This window comes from Neobacillus endophyticus (assembly GCF_013248975.1).
Classification (GTDB): Bacteria; Bacillota; Bacilli; order Bacillales; family Cytobacillaceae; genus Neobacillus; species Neobacillus endophyticus.
On sequence record NZ_JABRWH010000001.1, the window covers coordinates 1526988 to 1544971 of the forward strand.

The 17984-nt window shown below is 38.2% G+C and carries 15 protein-coding genes; 2 read left to right on the top strand and 13 right to left on the bottom strand.

Annotated elements, in window-relative coordinates; translation table 11 throughout:
- Nucleotides 1-12 precede the first annotated feature (12 nt).
- The 5 genes from HPT25_RS07365 to HPT25_RS07385 form a co-directional block, all read right to left on the bottom strand.
- The gene (locus tag HPT25_RS07365) at nucleotides 13-906 is read right to left on the bottom strand and encodes a tyrosine-type recombinase/integrase (protein WP_173062090.1); all 894 of its coding nucleotides are present in this window, start codon (nucleotides 904-906) and stop codon (nucleotides 13-15) included.
- 60 nt (nucleotides 907-966) lie between these two features.
- Nucleotides 967-2781, bottom strand: coding sequence for a DUF927 domain-containing protein (locus HPT25_RS07370; protein WP_173062093.1), 1815 nt, complete (start codon nucleotides 2779-2781; stop codon nucleotides 967-969).
- A gap of 33 nt (nucleotides 2782-2814) precedes the next feature.
- Nucleotides 2815-3282, bottom strand: coding sequence for a hypothetical protein (locus HPT25_RS07375; protein WP_217269654.1), 468 nt, complete (start codon nucleotides 3280-3282; stop codon nucleotides 2815-2817).
- 96 nt (nucleotides 3283-3378) lie between these two features.
- Nucleotides 3379-3786, bottom strand: a complete 408-nt coding sequence (locus HPT25_RS07380) for a hypothetical protein (protein WP_173062099.1) — start codon at nucleotides 3784-3786, stop codon at nucleotides 3379-3381.
- Nucleotides 3786-4340 (bottom strand): hypothetical protein, encoded by a 555-nt coding sequence (locus tag HPT25_RS07385; RefSeq protein ID WP_173062102.1) that lies wholly within the window; start codon nucleotides 4338-4340, stop codon nucleotides 3786-3788. Before HPT25_RS07385 ends, HPT25_RS07380 begins: the two co-directional genes overlap by 1 nt.
- Nucleotides 4341-4649: 309 nt before the next feature.
- On the opposite strand from HPT25_RS07385, the gene HPT25_RS07390 reads away from it, so the two are divergent.
- On the top strand, nucleotides 4650-5114 hold the full coding sequence (locus HPT25_RS07390; RefSeq protein ID WP_173062105.1) for an arginine repressor: 465 nt from the start codon (nucleotides 4650-4652) through the stop codon (nucleotides 5112-5114).
- A gap of 105 nt (nucleotides 5115-5219) precedes the next feature.
- Here HPT25_RS07390 and HPT25_RS07395 read toward each other — a convergent pair whose 3' ends face one another.
- The 4 genes from HPT25_RS07395 to HPT25_RS07410 form a co-directional block, all read right to left on the bottom strand.
- Nucleotides 5220-6089 (bottom strand): tyrosine-type recombinase/integrase, encoded by an 870-nt coding sequence (locus HPT25_RS07395; RefSeq protein WP_173062108.1) that lies wholly within the window; start codon nucleotides 6087-6089, stop codon nucleotides 5220-5222.
- Nucleotides 6090-6380: 291 nt separating this feature from the next.
- On the bottom strand, nucleotides 6381-6683 hold the full coding sequence (locus HPT25_RS07400) for a hypothetical protein (protein ID WP_173070974.1): 303 nt from the start codon (nucleotides 6681-6683) through the stop codon (nucleotides 6381-6383).
- Nucleotides 6684-6697: 14 nt separating this feature from the next.
- Complete coding sequence (locus tag HPT25_RS07405) at nucleotides 6698-7234, bottom strand: JAB domain-containing protein (protein ID WP_173062111.1); 537 nt, start codon at nucleotides 7232-7234, stop codon at nucleotides 6698-6700.
- A gap of 724 nt (nucleotides 7235-7958) precedes the next feature.
- Nucleotides 7959-10733 (bottom strand): beta strand repeat-containing protein, encoded by a 2775-nt coding sequence (locus HPT25_RS07410; protein WP_173062114.1) that lies wholly within the window; start codon nucleotides 10731-10733, stop codon nucleotides 7959-7961.
- 647 nt (nucleotides 10734-11380) lie between these two features.
- Here HPT25_RS07410 and HPT25_RS07415 point away from each other — a divergent pair.
- A complete protein-coding gene (locus HPT25_RS07415; protein ID WP_173062117.1) occupies nucleotides 11381-11788 on the top strand; it encodes a hypothetical protein in 408 nt (135 codons plus the stop codon).
- 74 nt (nucleotides 11789-11862) lie between these two features.
- On the opposite strand, the gene HPT25_RS07420 is transcribed toward HPT25_RS07415, so the two are convergent.
- From HPT25_RS07420 to bioB, 4 genes are all read right to left on the bottom strand, one after another.
- On the bottom strand, nucleotides 11863-12738 hold the full coding sequence (locus HPT25_RS07420; RefSeq protein ID WP_173062120.1) for an accessory Sec system S-layer assembly protein: 876 nt from the start codon (nucleotides 12736-12738) through the stop codon (nucleotides 11863-11865).
- A gap of 1 nt (nucleotide 12739) precedes the next feature.
- Nucleotides 12740-15109: an accessory Sec system translocase SecA2 gene (gene secA2 / locus HPT25_RS07425; protein WP_173062123.1), complete on the bottom strand. Its 2370-nt coding sequence runs from the start codon at nucleotides 15107-15109 to the stop codon at nucleotides 12740-12742.
- Nucleotides 15110-15318: 209 nt separating this feature from the next.
- Complete coding sequence (locus HPT25_RS07430; RefSeq protein ID WP_173062126.1) at nucleotides 15319-16620, bottom strand: globin-coupled sensor protein; 1302 nt, start codon at nucleotides 16618-16620, stop codon at nucleotides 15319-15321.
- A 146-nt stretch (nucleotides 16621-16766) separates the two neighbouring features.
- Entirely contained in the window at nucleotides 16767-17762 is a 996-nt protein-coding gene (gene bioB / locus HPT25_RS07435; protein ID WP_173062129.1) for a biotin synthase BioB, read from the bottom strand.
- Between the last annotated feature and the right edge of the window lie 222 nt (nucleotides 17763-17984).

Below are 17984 nucleotides of genomic sequence, written 5' to 3' on the forward strand. Positions count from 1 at the left end.
GATTCACGCTCCTTAGAAGTCAATTTGGTTTACTGCCGCTTGCAGGTCATCTTGTTGCACATGCAAGTATACGGATGTGGTCTTGACACTGGCATGTCCTAATAATCGTTGGATGACTGCCACATGGGTGTCTTTTTTGACGAGATAGCTAGCAAAGGAGTGTCTGAGAATGTGGCTTGTGACGTGCTTTTTTATGCCTGCCTTCTCACATGCTTCTTTTAGCTCACGATTGACATATTGTGTGCTGACCGTTCCCGTTTTCTTTAGGGCAAAGAAAAAGAGAGAGTCAGTATCAGGTCTATGGCAATTCAAGTATTTTTCTAATTGTATTTTCAAATGCTTATTCATTGGAATGGTTCGATTCTTACCACCCTTACCATTGATGACTTGAATTAAATTATCTTCGAAGTTAACGTCATTCAATGTGAGATGAATACACTCATTTATCCGAAGTCCTGAATAAGCCATAGTCATCGCAAAATAATGGATAACAGGATGGTCAATCGCTTGGATGATGGCTTCTACTTCTTCCTTGCTCAAATAAATCCGTTCTGATTCTGGTACTTTCATCCGTTGGAAATCTTCCATTGGATTATCCGTGATGTATTTCTTTTTCTTCATACATTGGAAAAATGTCGACAATGCATTAATTTTTCGATTCACCGAACTTGGTTTTATTTCTTTTTCATTGATTAAGTAGCTGACAAAATCTTCAATATGAGGCAACGTAATTTCATCCAGAATAACAGGACTATTCGCTTTAGCAGTTAACCAGCGGCTAAATTGACGGGTGTCCATATCATATCCCCTTAGGGTTTCTTTACTTAATCCCCTATTGGCAATCCATTCCTTGAACTCAACAATAGCTTGATTGATTAATAGGCTTGGTGTGTTGTTTGGTTTCATTATGATTCTCTCCCTTTGGTGGTATTAGAAAGGCAAAGGGATTGTCCTTTGCCAAGTTTGTTAGAATGATAAGTTGCTTGCATCTTCGGCTACCTGTAATGGATGGGCTTGCTGACAAATAAGTCCATCCAAAGAGGATAATGGTATTTTGATATTATAGGTGGTATCCTGTTTCTTTTGCGGAACACCCTTATCACCAAGTATTTGCTTACGCTTATCTTGTTCTGTATCATCAAAAATCTTGGTGCGCTTGGTTGTTCTGTCCCCTTCAGTAACCAACCAGCCTTTCTCTTTCCAGTCACGTATGACCACTTTAGGGTCATCGAACTCCCCTAAGCGCAATTGTTGTTCCAGCACACTCTTGAGAAAAGCAACTTCCACATAATCAGTGTGAATGAACATTTTCCCCCAACAATTCATCGGACTATAGTAATCCCCTTCTTTTCGAAAGTTTGCATGATGTTGGATGACTTGCTGAGTAATATAATTCAGTCCTTTTGCACCAATATCCCTAGAAAATAGCTTCCCTTCTTCATCTTTTACAATGAAAGCCAATATGCCCTCTAGGTCAAGCATTAGACTTAAGGCTTCATTCGCTATATCACCAGCAGCAAGAATGATGGCATACTTCGTTGCGATTCTGGCACGAAACGGGCTGTCAGGCAATGCATCCATGCACCGTTCCTTCCAATACTGCCATTTATCCTCCATGATAGATAAGCCTTGTTTAAATATATAGTCAATAAATGCCTGTCCAGCATAACCGTAATTATCTTGTAAAACATTACGGATATCATCTGCGTTTTTCGCAGATGCTGTCCATTTAATACCCTTATACTCAAATAAACGGACGGTTAATCCTACATTTTGATTCGTTCGTTCAAAGATTGACTGTTCCCCTGTGGAAACAATGGTTGTAGCCCATGTGCCTTGCTCTCTCTGCTTCATTTCATCATTTAGCCGTGATTTTTCTTGTCCATTGTTTATTACATAAACCGCTTCGGTCATAGAAGTGGAAGTACTCATGGATAACTCGTCTAAAACAATAGGTATCCCGAAATTACCTGCCATCTTTTTGATATTGGCATTAATGGTTCCATTCCAGGTTTTGATAAGTCCCTTATACTTATCGGCAGGTTTACCAAAAGGTGATACGACAACCATTGCAGAACTTGTTTTGCCTTTCGTACTGTCTCCGACTAAATGAATAAAAAGATTATCAACAAAATTATATATTCTCGAAAGGTAGCCAACTAAAGGAGCTGAAAATCCAATACAAAGCAAGAATTGTAGTGACAATTGTGGCAAAATCTCTGTAAAGACTAGCCTTTTCCACTCATCTAATGACCCTTTGGGTTCTAAATCGTAGGAACTCCCTACAGTATCATTACAGGCATTATGATTTTCTGTTTGGGGTAATTCCTGATGATGTCGAAATACCAAAACACCATCCTCATTTTCGTGCCAACCAACTTCTCGGTAAGTCTCTTGATGGGGAGCATATTTTAGCTGCTCATTTAGGAAGGCAGAGACTAATCTTTGATTCTCGTAGGAAATATCTACACCCTTACCTCCTAATTTAATAAGCTCATTTGGTGCTAACTGTTCTTTCCCTATCTCAATTTCATGAAATTTGCCCTTAAACCAATAGCACAAAATAATGTAAACATTTTTATTATCAAGGTTTTGGATTGTCTTTTTAACAAATAATGGGTCACAAACCTTGAAGGTAATTACTTCTTCTGTTTTTTTATCAATTTTACTTATATACAATCCGTCTTGGCGGAGGGAATACTCACGAAATTCGTATGTTTTCCCTGCAAATAATCCTTCGGTATCAATCGAGATAATTTTTGTTTTTTTAGTTTTTGCCATGACTGCTTTGCCCCTTTTTTTATCTTTAAGTTGTTATTTATTACCAAAAATCACTTTAGGAATTCGGCTTTTTATTTGCTCTTCCCGTGATACATATTCACCAAGTTCCGCATCTTTCGGATAAACATCCTTAATGTTGTAATAACTACCATCTTTCACTACAAGAATTTGACATTCAAACTCTAATAGTTCGTCAAATCCTACCTCATAGCATGTTGCTTCATCTTCTAAATCTTTATGAAATGCAAGCTTGATTAACTTCTCTAGGGGTAGTTCTTCATCAGGATTGCTCAAAGGTTTTGTCAAAAGGTTTGACTTGAATACTACTTTCTTATCCAAGTCGAGAAAATACGTTGTTATATACCCTTTGTCTCTATTACTAGTATCGATGCAACACACATGGACTGGAATGTATCCCTCCCTGTTCAGGTATCCACCAAAAGGAGCTTTAAAATAATACATAACATCTTTACCATTAATCGTTTTAATATCACCCAACACGACACATCTTCCTTTCTAATACTAATCTTTTAATCCCAGAATACTGGAATCTATCATCCTCAGTATTCTGGATTTTTTATCATAACATTAGGAATATTACGAATATTGAACACCTATAAATACCACATTGCCACTATCACTTTCTTGGACAGATATTACTGGGAAAGTAATGGATGTGCGGTCTGAATAGTCTAAATCGAAACGATGCACTATCTCATTAACTAGGGCAGTGTTATAAATGACACCACTGTTTTTATTTTTGCTAAGGGAATAATTTGTGTGTGCTTCCCCCAAATAGTTGGCAATCGCAATATAATCATCCGTATAAGCTATCTGAACGGAATCTTGGTGTGATAATTCATTTAGGATTGCCGAACTCAAGGTCAAACGTTTCCCATTATTAGAATAGACAATGGACAGCCCACCAGCTCCAGTTGTTCGAGTTGTGTCCGTACACGTAGATGCAACGAACTCATCCAAATTTGGTACCACCATTTTACTCATTATAATGCACCTCCAGATAAGACTTTTTCGGAAAATCTCATCGTCATACGAATTTTAGCCAACTCTTCCAGTCTGCATATGTCGTGTAAATCGTACGAGATTTCGCCATCTACTACTTGTGAGGTAACAAGTAATCCAAATCTTTTTATCAAAACGTCTTCTGGAACCATTTTTTCAAGCGGCTGTACCCCTATGACTGATAAGAACTTTAGATAGTTCTCATCCATTCCCTTTTCTAAAGCAAACGGAAAGGTAAGGAAGTCCCCATTTTCAAGGGAAAATTCAATTAAATGGAAGTTTTCTTCACTATGAATTGGGGCAATATTCAATGCATATCCTTCTATCCAGAATGGATGAATATTCTTCCCTCTTTTGAATTTACGTTGGGACTCGTTGAGCAAATAATGATATTCACTCATATTTTTCACATTTCTTCGTTTTTCAATTAATCCCATTTCCTCGAGCGTTTTATAACTTAGTCTTCTTTGACTTTTTGGTACTTCCAACATTCGAGTAAGTTCGTACATCTTTTTTGTTTCGTTCTTGTTATGCATCCTGTTCTTCTCCTTTGTTACTAATTTGGTTTGCTTTTATAATTTAATACATTTTTATGCATATATCAACAATTACTTTGCCTTTATATCAACGTTTGTGTTATACTGTATTTACCATATATAAAAATATGCAGAATAATATTTAATAAATCACATGCTTCAGACAGCAACAATTGGTTAACCATTGTATACGAATATTCTGCTGGAAGACTTAGTAACTAAGCCTGTACGAAGGGAAGCATGAATACAAGCTAAAAAAATAAATCTGGGTACATTTTGAATAAATTGAAAAATATAGGTGGTAATAAGATGATTAATAATAATCAGCAGGAATTATCTGTAAAGAAAATGAGGCAAAAAGCCATACTTGAAATAATTCAATCAGGGAAATACGAAAAGCAAGAAGAAATAGTAGATGAACTTGTCAAGCGAGGATTTACAACAGTTCAAGGTACAGTTAGTCGTGATATTAAAGAGCTGAAAATCATTAAGGATGAGGATGATATCTACTGCATTACAACCGAAACTCGGCAAGAAATGCATCGGAATGAGTTACAAAAACTATTAAAGGAAAATTCAACAAACTACTATAAAAATATAAACTTTCATTACATGAAAGTAGAGAAGGGAAAGGCATCTCTTTATGCCTTCCACCTTCAAGAAGCCTTCCCTGATATCATTCTAGACGTAACCATTGGAGTGGACAGCTTAGTCATATTAATTAACAAGGATGCAGAAACGGACGAATTCCGTAATACGATAAGCAATATCTAAACTCGTTTTTTCATCAATTCTTCTACTATCACTTTTACAAGTTCAGCAATCAATGTTGGTAGCATTTAGCATTCCTCCTTCTTAATAAAATGGGAAAAAGATGGATTACAGTTTGTTCACTGCATCCATCTTTTCTTCTCTTGTCGTCTGAATATAGAACCTTGCAGTCATATTGACCGTGGCATGTCCCGCCAACTTACTTACGGTCGTTAAGTCTACGCCCTTTTTGAGCAATCTTGTACAGAATGTGTGGCGAAATAGATGGGGATGCAACCTAAACCCCAACTCCTTCGAAATCTTTGCCAGCCAATCCCTCACCGCATCCCTATGCATTCTTTCTGCACGTTGGCTCACTAAAAGATAGCCGCTATGGTGGAAAACAGACTCGAAACGCTCTTCCTGCATGTACTGACGTACTAATTGTAGGCAATCCTGCCGAAGCCCGATTTCACGTCTCTTTCCGCCTTTTCCGATAACAGCGAGGTGATTGGTCAGAAAATCAATATCTTGGATTTGGATGTTGACCAGTTCGCTCACTCTCACCCCCGTATACAGAAGCAAATACACAATCAGCTTGTTCCTCGTGCTGACTTTGTTGCGATTCTCCACGTAGAAAAGAAGTTTGTCCACCTGTTCCTCCGACAGTGCATCGACTATTCCCTCACTTCCAGCAGCTATTTTGATTCTATCTCGCTTTAAGTGTATAAAAGATTCATTTACCACTCCTTTGGTTCTTAGAAAATCGTTAAAAACCTTTAGGCTATTAACTTTCTTGTTAATGGTTGCAACGGCATAATGCTCCTTTGACAAATGTTCCTTGTATCGTACAAAAGAGAAGCGGGATAATACTTGAATATCCTTTAGCTTCTCCTGCAAATAACATTGGAATCCTTTGACATCATTCACATAGGACTCGATTGTTTTAGCTGCTTTCCCCTCTGTAAAAAGCCAGTTTGCAAATTCATTTAGTTCCAAGCTTGATTCACCTCTAAATATAAAAAAGGCTATTGATGTATGCACTTATACACCAATAGCCTTTTACAATTTCTTCTGATTCATTTTTTGGTTCCATCCTTCCAGCTCACGACAGTTATATAATAATGTCGTGTGTTTCTCCATCCAAAAACCTTTATTCTCCCTTCACGCACATGCATTTTGCCACGATTGGTAGTAGTCCATTTAGTTTTGTCGTAAGAATCCAAAAAGTAATGTCGTGAAATTACGCAAAACGATTCACTCAGTTCTAATAACTATCCAATACTTTTTTTATTTAATGTGTAGCTCATAAGCAATTTGTTCCCCATTCTTTATCCATACTTCGTACAGAATTTCCAAGGTTGATTCATCCACTACTACCCCTGCAAGCCATTCATATCCTTCATCATCATAATAGGAAAGTGTCTCAAGTAGGAGCGGGTTAGGAAGCTTTTCTAAATGCTCCGCTGGTATGAGCAAGTCATCCAGTTCCTCATGAAAGAAATCATAAGATTCATAGCTAACTTCCTCTTTTTTTAATTCGATATGAAATCTCTTTTTCATTGTTCCTACAAACCAATCAAGATACATCATCATTTCTCCCCCTATCAGATATAACCCTTTTCTTTTAGTGATACAAACTTCTCATCACAAACAATAAGATGGTCAAGAACTTCTATGCCAATAATTTTTCCAGCATCAACTAATCGCTTCGTTACTTCACAATCTTCCCTGCTTGGTGTCGGGTCTTGTGAGGGATGATTATGGGCTACTAGAATGGATGATGAGTTGCTTATGGTGGCTGCCTTCATTACCTCTCTTGGATGCACGATACTTGCGTTCACACTCCCAACATGGCAGATATTGATGGCTGTAGGTTGATTTTTCGTATCCAAACAGACTACAACAAAACGTTCCCTATCACTGTCCACTAGGAACTCCCTTACGAGCTTGTATGCATCCTCTGGGGATGTAACTCTTCTACCTTTGTACAAGGTGCTTGACTCCCTGACTAACTTTAGGCTGACAATGTTTACTCGTTTGGCTGGTTGATTTGCCTGCAGTGCTTCCTCAGACAACTCCAGTTGCTTTTGCTTCGTAGATTCATATTTTCCCTCCTCAAATAGAAGTAGCCCTAATTCCATAAGAGGGAATTAGGGCATTAATAATCTTTATCAAATAAATAATATATACTTATTAATCTATTTAATTCGGTTCCTGGTTAATAATCTAACCCACTTATATTGGTAACAATTACACTGTAAGAATCACTTTATTATTATCAGAAAATTTGGTATATTATAAATAAGCAAGATGTAAAATAAGTGGAAATCCTTCATAAAAGGAAATGAAGGATTGGGGGTTGTAGTTAAAGATTTAAAGCACTTGGTAAATTTTACACCAACTTAATGTCCCTTAAAGAAGTAGCTATATACGAATCTATTAGCAATGAAACAACATCTAGTAATCACCAGTTATATGATTTGTCAAATATAAAGCATGAAACATAAAAAACTTAACATTTTCTTAACAAATACCCCTATAAAAATTAATTCAAGCACGAATTTATCATTAAAAGAACATTATAAAACGGTGAAGTTTTGGGGAAAATAATATAAAAAGCCCTGCAGAGATTTCTCTCTACAGAGCCTTATTAGCAATCATTAATGGGAGAAGTATTTGCCTTTCCCAATTTTACACCCCATAATTCATGCATGCACGAAGGGAGCAATGCAATTAACCGAAGCCAATTATGAGGTGTATGAAGGGGGAAAGGTGGATTACTCCACTCATCCCTTCTCCCCCCTAGGAAATGTTCCACAGAGAGATTTCTCTCTGCAGAACTGTCAACTAAATATCAATTACTTATTATTGAACTGTAATTGAAGAGAAGTTTAATGCATTTCCGTCAGCATCAGTTACGTTGATTGCTGAATCAGGTTTTACAACAATTCCTGAAGCTACTTGAGCAGCAGTTAAAGCAGGAACATTAACAGTTAATGTAGTAACTCCAGAAGCTGTAGTTGTAGTTACACCACTTGTTAACTGAACTCCACCAACATATACATCAAAGTCATTAGCAACAGTAGTTGAAACAGCTTTGCTGAAAGTTAATGTAATGCTTGTAGTAGTTGCTAATTTTGCTGCTGTTACTGTTGGTTTAACATTTTCTTTTAATGTAACAGGACCGCTATATGAGTTCATAGCTACACCAGAAGAATTTTTAACTCCATTAATAGTAACATAATGTGAACCATTATATGTGTTAGAGCCGCTAGCAAGTGTTAATTCAACTGTAGCAGTTCCAGAACCATTTGCAGTTAAAATTGCTCCAGTAATTGTAGAACCCTCAATTGAATAGTTTGAAGTATTCAATGCTGATGCTACATCTACATTTTGATTAAAGGTTACATCTACTTTATCGTTAGATGTTGCGCTTTGTAGTACATTAGTTACAGTAGGTGCAACTGTAGAAGAATCAGATGTACGTGTAAAAGTAATAGTTGAAGATGCAACACTATTGCTACCGTAAGCATCTGTTACAAAGCCAGCTGGTAAGTTAATTGTATACGTTCCAGCAGTTAAGCTAGATAATGCAACTTTAACTTGGTTTGTTGTTGTAGCACCATAAGCTAAAAGTGGTGTTACAGTTAAGTTGTCAGCATTAGCAGGGTTTCCAGTTACATATGTTACATTTGGAGTAGTAACAGATGTTGTTGGATTATAGAATGTTCCTGTTGGAGTTCCAAACGCACCAACCGTTACATTTTTGTTATAAGTTAATACTAGATACTCAACACCGTTAATTTTTTGAACTGCAGAAGAAACTACATCCAAATTACTTACAGTAGAACTAAAGTTAACAACTTGAGTAACTGAATCACCAGTAACAAAGTTTAATCCTTCGAAACCTGAAATTGTAACGTTGTTTAAACCAGTTGGTATTGCAGAAGCAGTAGTTACATGATATAAAGTAGAATCGTTTTTATCAACTACTGGAGTACCTGTTAGACTACCAACAGTTACAGTTGTTGGAGCTTGATATAAAGCAGTAGAGAATCTAACATCAAATGAATTGCTTCCAGTTGGTGTAATGCTAGTTACCGTTGGTTTAGCAGTATTGCTATTGTCATATCTCAAAGTTGTTACTAATGGGTTAGGACTTAATAAGTTACCAGCAGCATCTTGAATTCCTGTTACAGTAACGTTAATATTTTGTCCTAAATCAGCAGATGCAAGACCTGTTAAATCAACAATATATTCTGTTGGGTCAGTAGCACTTTGAGTAACTTTTGACGCATTAAGTGTAGTTCCAGAAGCAAATGCATTACCATCTGCACGAGCAAAACTTACATTAATAGCACCTACGCCTCTAACTGGCTCAGAGAAGTGTAGTACAGCGTGACCAATATCGCTATATGTTACACCTGTGAAAGTTGGACGGGTTGTATCATTCACATTAATAAATGTTGAATATGCACCAAATGTAGCAGTACCATCTTGAGTAGAAATCAAGTTTTTAGTAACAGACACTGCATAGTTACCGTTGAAGTATGTGTCAGCATTTACAGTTAAAGTTTTTCCATCAGTGCTTAATGTTGCTTTTAGGTTATCAGCTGTATTACCTAAAGCGAATGGATTATTTGCTGATGAATCTGCAGGAGTAATTGTGAATACACCGTTAGCAAGTGTTCCGTCTCCTGAATCAAGTACTGTATTAGCATTAACTGGTTTGTTGAAAGTTATTTTAAGTTGTTTACCGTTAATCGCACTTACGCTAGTTACAGCTGGAGTTGCACTTGCAACTACTACAGTAACAGTTACGTCTTTAGCAGCATTGCCAGCAGCGTCTTTTGCACTGTAAGTTACAGTGTAAGTTCCTTCAACAGTTGTGTTGATTGAGCTAAGAACGTTACCGTTAGCATCTTTGATTACACTAGTTACAGCAACATTTTTGTCTACGTTATCAGTAGCAGTTACTGTTGGTAATGTGAAAGCTGCACCGTTGTCAACGTTGATTGTAGTTGCGCCAGTGTAGTTAAGAACTGGAGCTGTTTTGTCAGCGTTAGCTGCTACGAAAGCTGCTGCTTGTGCTGCAACTTGTTTTGGATAAGCAAGAGTTCCAGTAACTACTCTTTGAGAAGCAGAGCCAGAAACTTTAACGATTTTTGCAGTAGCATCGCTAAGTTGATTATTTAAAGTTGTTACTAATTGATTTACAGTAGCAGCATCTTTAGCTTGAACAGCTGCGTCTAATTTTGAAGCAGTAGCGTTAGCAACATCAGATGCTTTTTTAGCATTTACATACGCAACAGCGCTATTGTAATTAGGCATTGCTGCAGCTAGTTTGCTATAGTAGTAGCTTGCAGATTTGCCAGCGTATTTTGCAACGATAGCTTTTGCGTCAGCATAATATTTAGATGCAAGATCTAATTGAGCTTGCACAGTAGCAGCAGATACTGCTTGGCCTTTTAATACAGGACCAACGTATGCGTTTTGTGCAGCATACATTTGTGTAGTAGCTTTTGTTACGTATGCAGATACGTTAACAGCAGCTTCAGTTGTGAATGGCGCTACAGCTGCGAATGAAGATGCAGTTAACACAGATGCTGTAGCAATTTTGATTGCTTTTTTCTTGTTCATTTCTTCGGTTTCTCCCTTCAATTAGAAAACTTGTTCAATTAGAAAAGTGGATAGCATATGTATACCGACAATTCTGAATTAAACATATAGGATTTAGTCCACTTAATACTAATATAATAGTACTAATAGGATTAAATTAACTATCTTTGTTGATTTTGGGTTGACTACCATTGCCAACCTCAATGACTATGATAATACAAATTCCTAGTAAAATCCAGCTATTTTTACATAGTTAGCCAAGATTATGCGTTGGTAATTTTATCCGTACTGCACATATATTGAATCATAAAATGGGATTTATTTCAACTATTTTACTTTTAGGGTTACAAAACTATGATATTATCACTATTCCATTTTGTTTAGCACTGCTTTTCTAGTATAATGGCAACTTGACTCCCACTATTATCTATTATTACTATGCGCAGTTAATCTTTGCATCTTTCGACACACATTTTCGACAATGATTCTAATCTTGATCTCTTTTTCAATTTAAGTTTGCTTTCACCAATATTATTCTTCACACTGTAGGCTCAGTGTGGTGCGTTAAAGCACTTACATTTGTCTAGACTAAATGAATATGATAATCTAATTTTGTGAAGAATATAAATAATTATTTGAACTGTTATTTCCTGGAGGAAAATGGATACATGAATAATGCAGAAAATTCAAGTGAAGTACTTACTCAATTAAGCGCTCATCCTCCTAAAATTATCGGAGGCTATAAAAAGCCTGGATGGGCTGTTAAAACATTAGAGAAGATCAGCAATGAATCGGTCGAAGTAGAGGAAGATGGCACCGTTACAGCCAAGGCTGTTTTGCTGGCAGCCGATCAAACATACTATCCTGCTTTTTTATCACTCGATAAAGACAGTGGCAGGAAGATTATCGGTGCTTATTTAATTGCTGAACAAGATGAGGAATACATACTAATCCCGTTTGAAATTGCCAAAGACTTTTTACAGAAAGAAGAATCAGAACTGACACCTTTTAGGTATCGTACCTTAGAGAAAATTGAAGGCGATCTTTTCCAGAAGAATTGGCCTGATTTTTCTTAGTCAGAGGATCTCTTTCCAGCTAGACTCAAAAAAGCCGTAGATCAAAATGATCAACGGCTTTTTACTTACTGCTTTTAATTTTGGGCTACAGCTACTCGCCATGTACTAAAATCCGGGTCCTGCTTCGCAATAAGACTAGCAGGGAAGACAAACGCCCACGGCTTTGCACTCTGTGGCTTTATGAGCAGCGGCGGCAGTTCAAACGTCCCTTTGCAGACGATATCCCCAGCAGCATCTTCCACAACTAAAGGTAATTGCTTTAATTGCAGCTCTTGGGATGTACCATTGCGAATTAATAGAACAGCCTCAAGTGATTGATTATCTAAAAACTTCACTTCCACACCCGCAATATTAACTTCATTAGCCCCTAATTTAGGCAGTCTGGCTAACATACTTTCCATTTGCAGTCTTTTCTCTCCTGACAACCTTTCTTCCCAGCCTAGCTCAAGGTCAAGGGTTTCGTTGTTGGATGCTGTATTTAACTCAAACATAATTTTCCACTGGTTGGAGACCGGTGCATCGGTTACTCGGTCCTCTGCAAAGAATAAAAATCTCCAAGGGGTCGTCGTAAACGCTGGCAGTTCACCAAGGTGCTCCAATGAAAATCTTTTTCTTGCCGCCAGGTTCCCCTCCTCATCCATTAACAAAAGATCTACAGCATGGATCGTTATTGGGCGTGAAACAGCATTCTGGATCAATGCTTCAACAGCAATTTCTCCATTAACTTCATAGAAACCAATTCCGGCAATCGATAATTGACCCTCTTTTATTTTCGCAAGTTTCCGATGATGGTATTGATAAATATACCGTTCCTTCAGTGCCATTTCCCAGTGTTCTGAAAAATGGATTTTCGTCTCCAACAAACCATCTGTCGGAGATACAGCTTCCTCTTGCTTAACTGTCTCTTCGACGGATTGGTCTTCTACTTGCTTTCTGCGGAAAAGTGCCAAACTATTCACCCCCCTGTTCAAGATCTTCATCCATTACGAATTGAGTCTTGATGATTTCCATCAGTCTTAACGTTACTCCTGAATGGATCGTATATAATAAATACTTAAATTCCTCTAGTCCTTCGAACTCAAAGTGGCGGTAAGGATCCTCCTGACCATAGCCCCTTAGACCGATGCCATCCTTCAAATGGGTCATTCTGTCTAGATGCTTGATCCAATTGGTGTCAACTTGGTAAAGCATAACACCCTTTAATTGCTGCGCCAACCACTCTTCATCTTCTATAGAGAGAATCATGTTCTTTAATTGTTCATACTCCGTATGCACTCGTTGTTCTACTTCTTCTTTTTCAAAATCCTCCAGATCACTTACATCCCATTCTAGTGCTGGGAAAACGGGTGCAAGACCTTCCATCAACACCACTGGATCTGTTTGTTCCATATAATTGTCAATGACTTGACGCACATAGGCATCCATATAATTCAGAGCCTCTTGAATGATATCCTTCGAACTCAACTCTAAGAGTTTGTCTCTCATCGAGTACATGACTTTACTTTGCCTGTCCACAACGCTTTCTAATTTCAATAGATGTGTCCTTGCAGAGTGATGCATGTTTTCGACTGTTTCCTGAACTTTTTTCGTAAAGGCAGCTGGATCTGGGGAGAGAATCAGCCCATTGTCATCTGCTTTTACTTTTTTCTTATAACGATCTCTTTCCTCATCATCAAAATAGATGAACAAATCATCTTCCAGGGAAATGATGAATTGAGAAGAGCCCGGATCACCTTGTCTTCCTGCACGTCCGCGAAGCTGCATATCAATACGGTTGCTTTCATGGCGTTCCGTTCCGATAATATGCAAGCCGCCAAGTTCTTTAACGTCTTCGCTGAGCATAATGTCGGTTCCGCGCCCTGCCATATTGGTGGCAATCATGACCTGGCCTTTTTGACCGGCAAGGGAAATCATCTTGGCTTCATCTTCTTCAGTTTTGGCATTTAAAATCTGGTGCTTAATGTTTTCCTTTTTCAAATAGACGGATAGTTTTTCCGACTGTTCAATGGAGGTGGTTCCAATTAAAACAGGGCGGCCCATTTGATGCATCGTTTTAACATCTTCTACGATTTTTTGCACCTTAGCTTCAAATGTTTGATAAACAAGATCAGGCATATCCTCTCGGATGACAGGTCTATTCGTAGGAATTTGAACGACCTTTAAATTGTAGGTTTCGTAAAATTCCTGTTTTGAAGGCATAGCACTGCCTGTCATTCCCGATAATTTGTTGTACATCATAAAGTAGTTTTGCACGGTAATCGTAGCGAAGGTTTCATTTTCTTCTGTAATCTCTAACCCTTCCTTCGCTTCAATCGCCTGGTGAAGACCGTCTGTAAAGGATCTTCCTTCCATAACCCGGCCGGTAAACTTATCGATCAGAGCAACCTTGCCATCCTTGATAATGTAATCCACATCGAGTTTCATTACCGCATGAGCCCGAAGCGCCTGGGTAACCATATGAAGTAACACTTGATGTTCCGCATCATAAAGATTATCGATTCCAAACGTATCTTCAATCTTCACTGCGCCTTCATCAGTTAAATAAACTTCTCTCGTCTCGGCATTAATCTTATAGTCCGCATCTTCCTGAAGATCACCCATGACGACGGCAAGAATTTGATAAAGCTCAGCCCCTTGGCTTGATTTATTGGCAATAATCAATGGGGTTCTCGCTTCATCAATCAGGATGCTGTCAATTTCATCGACAATCGCAAAGTTCAGCGGTCTTTGCACCTTTTCTTCTTTGGTCTTAACCATGTTGTCGCGCAAGTAATCAAAGCCAAACTCTGTGCCCGTTCCGTACGTAATATCTGCCTGATAGGCAAATCTTTTGTCCTCCGTCTCCATTTGCGAGATATTCAAGCCGACAGTTAGACCAAGAAATTCATGGACTTGTCCCATCTGTTCCTTATCTCGACGTGCCAGGTATTCATTGGCTGTCACAACATGAACGCCCTTGCCTTCAAGAGCGCCCAGATAACTGGCAAGGGTCGCAACTAGTGTTTTCCCTTCTCCCGTATTCATTTGTGCAATGGAACCATCAAATAGGACATAGCCGCCAATTAATTGAACATCATAATGTCTTAGTCCTAAGACTCTTTTAGCCGCTTCTCTCACGACCGCAAACGCATCTATTTTTATATCGTCCAGCTTCGAGCCATTTTGAATCTTTTCTTTAAAAACAAACGTCATGTCTTTCAGCTGTTCATCTGTATAGCCTGCATATTTTTCTTCTAATTGATTCACTTGATTTATGAGTTTATTTAACTTTTTGAGCTCAGAAGCACTCTCATTAAAAAGTTGTTTTAAGCTGGTTATCATTTCTCCAACTCCTGTTAGCCTTTTTACAATCTAGTAAAATTATATCATAGGACACTAGTAAGTACAGTCATTGTGGTATATTACCAGTAATTATCCAAATAAATTTCCGTTTTTTGGGAATCAGAAACTTTATAAATCCTGCTGAATAAAAAACGCCGCTTGGTACTGTCGACAAATTGCCAACAGCACCAAGCGGCGAGTTATGATTATTAAAGATTTGCACTTAATGATTTTAATTCGTTCATTAATTGAACAACCCCGTTAGAGGCATCATTGATTTGTTGAACATTTCTGTTCAGCGAGGATAATTCTTCTTCAATTTGATGATTTTTCGCTTGTGTTTGGGTCATAGAACCTAAAATCAATTCAAATGAAGCACTTGTCCGGGAGCTAATTTGATTACCTGCCAGCACTAAATGTTTCACATTTTCCATGGAATGAACCAAGTGATCCATTTGTCCAGTAGTTTCTTGAATTAAATCTTTTATGTCTGATGCAGACGTTTTTGTTCGTTCAGCCAGTTTCTGAACTTCGCTAGCCACAACAGCAAAACCCTTGCCGGATTCGCCCGCACGTGCTGCTTCAATGGAAGCATTCAAGGCAAGCAAATTGGTTTGATTGGCGATATCTTCGACAATTTGGATAATGTCTTTTATTTGGGCAAAGTGGCCATCCAGATTCTGCAACTCTGCAGAGATGGCATCCGTTCCTTTTTCAATTTGTGTTGTATTTTCTTGAAGGGATCCCATTTGCGCTTTCCCTTCTTCGGCTTTTTGTTTGGCTTCTAGAGAAAGCTTTGTTCCATCCTTAGAATGAATGGCCACTTCATGGGTTTGATTAATGATATGCTGAATCGATTGATTAGTTTGGCCTACTAAATCATCTAATTCTTCAGCAGTCGCACTGACCGTATGATTCATTTCATTCCTAAATCGGAAGCTCTCTTCCACTAATCGCTTGCTTTCTGCTTCATATGCCCCTAAAACAAGCATCATTTCAAAGCTAAAAAGCTTATTGACTGCTGAAACAATGGCAAAAGCATCCGTTGCGTCCGTCACTTTTTGGGAAAGAACTTCAAGCAGTCCATTTTGCACGACTTGGTTAGAAGCAATAAACCAAGGTACTGATAAACCACTTTCTGCGTGTATTTGCGCTATTTTTTTCCGCTTTTCCACGTAATTTTCGTCAATTTGTCCATCTAAAATGTCCATTAGATAACCTTTAAAAAGGCTGACGTGATTTTCCACCGCCGTTTGGTCATTCAGGATTTGGGCAAGATTTTCGTTTTTCGTGAGACGATCATAGATGAATTTCGTTACTTCTCCCTCATGTTCCTTGACTATTGGGGAAATGCATCGAATAGCAGCCAGATCCTCAGACGTTAGCCCCATCATTTCAACCTGTCTTCTAATGTCAGGATTATTTAATTCTAATTTCACTTTTGATAATTCTTGGCGGCTTTGTTCCAGTATGCTAGGTTGTTGTTTTAATTTTCTGGTTTTTGAAAACACTATTCCAGTCTCCTTTATCATCATGATTAATAACCTAAGCTAAAACTAATTAATAAGGTTATCGGTAAAACCAATATAAAGTTAAGGACTTTTTTCTTAGTTTTTACAAAAAAAGTCCTGAGGAATTCCTCAGGACTTCTCTTTATCTAATTAAATGGAACGGATTCCTTTACAAAATCCACTTCAAAGCCCAAGTCAGACAGCATTTGGTGGTCAGCAGTACTTTCTTGGCCGGCAGTGGTTAAGTAATCACCTACAAATATCGAATTGGCCGCATATAATCCAAGCGGCTGCAGACTCCGCAAATTGACTTCCCGGCCCCCGGAAATCCGGATCTCCTTCGTCGGGTTCACATAGCGCATCAGGGCAAGTACCTTTAAGCAATACCTTGGATTAAGTTCATTTGTTCCTTCAAGCGGAGTTCCGTCAACTGCATGCAGAAAATTGACAGGAATGGAATCCGCATCAAGTGCTTTTAAATGAAAGGCCATATCGACGACATCCTGCATCGTTTCCTTCATCCCAACTATGATGCCGGAGCAAGGAGAGATTCCTGTTTCTTTAATGAGCTGTACAGTGTTGACCCGATCTTGGTAGCTGTGAGAGGTGGTGATGAACTCATGGTGGTTTTCTGATGTGTTGAGGTTATGATTATATCGGTCTACTCCTGCTTCCTTCAGTTTTACAGCCTGTTCTGGTTTTAGAATCCCCAGGCAGGCACAGATTTTCAAGTGATATTTTTCTTTAATTTCCTTTACAGCTGACACGACTTGTTCCACTTCGTGATTACTCGGCCCCCGGCCGCTGGCAACAATGCAGTATGTACCCACTTGAAGCTGTGCGGCTTGTTCTGCTCCCTTCAGGATCGTTTCTTTATCTACCATTCGATACTTCTGAATCGGAGCTGTTGAGATGCTGGATTGAGCACAATAACCACAATTCTCAGGACATAAGCCTGATTTTGAATTGATAATCATATTTAGTTTTACCTTATTGCCATAGTAATGGCGGCGAAGCAAATACGCTCCTTGTAAAACCTCTAGCAGCTCAACATCCGGAGAATGTAAAATACTAAGAGATTCTTCGTTCGAAATCTCATATCCATCTAAAACACGCTCCGCCAACTTCCTCCACTTACTCATCTTACTCCTCCTTTTTTGTATGACCCAATTTCAGCATAATTGGTTTCTAAAATATATGTAAACCATAGATATATTTAAGTTAACATATAAATGGGCTTCTGACAAAAATGAGGCGATATTTTCCTGTAGTAAACGAGAAATTATTCCTATTATAATATTCCTGTAAAGTGAATAAAGAGGAATACAATATTACCAAAAACACTTGAGAATACGTATTTAGGC

Coding starts and splice junctions, on each gene's coding strand:
- HPT25_RS07365 (WP_173062090.1), bottom strand. CDS start 906: ATGAAACCAAACAACACACCAAGCCTATTAATCAATCAAGCTATTGTT.
- HPT25_RS07370 (WP_173062093.1), bottom strand. CDS start 2,781: ATGGCAAAAACTAAAAAAACAAAAATTATCTCGATTGATACCGAAGGA.
- HPT25_RS07380 (WP_173062099.1), bottom strand. CDS start 3,786: ATGAGTAAAATGGTGGTACCAAATTTGGATGAGTTCGTTGCATCTACG.
- HPT25_RS07385 (WP_173062102.1), bottom strand. CDS start 4,340: ATGCATAACAAGAACGAAACAAAAAAGATGTACGAACTTACTCGAATG.
- HPT25_RS07390 (WP_173062105.1), top strand. CDS start 4,650: ATGATTAATAATAATCAGCAGGAATTATCTGTAAAGAAAATGAGGCAA.
- HPT25_RS07400 (WP_173070974.1), bottom strand. CDS start 6,683: ATGATGTATCTTGATTGGTTTGTAGGAACAATGAAAAAGAGATTTCAT.
- HPT25_RS07405 (WP_173062111.1), bottom strand. CDS start 7,234: ATGGAATTAGGGCTACTTCTATTTGAGGAGGGAAAATATGAATCTACG.
- HPT25_RS07410 (WP_173062114.1), bottom strand. CDS start 10,733: ATGAACAAGAAAAAAGCAATCAAAATTGCTACAGCATCTGTGTTAACT.
- HPT25_RS07415 (WP_173062117.1), top strand. CDS start 11,381: ATGAATAATGCAGAAAATTCAAGTGAAGTACTTACTCAATTAAGCGCT.
- secA2 (WP_173062123.1), bottom strand. CDS start 15,109: ATGATAACCAGCTTAAAACAACTTTTTAATGAGAGTGCTTCTGAGCTC.
- bioB (WP_173062129.1), bottom strand. CDS start 17,762: ATGAGTAAGTGGAGGAAGTTGGCGGAGCGTGTTTTAGATGGATATGAG.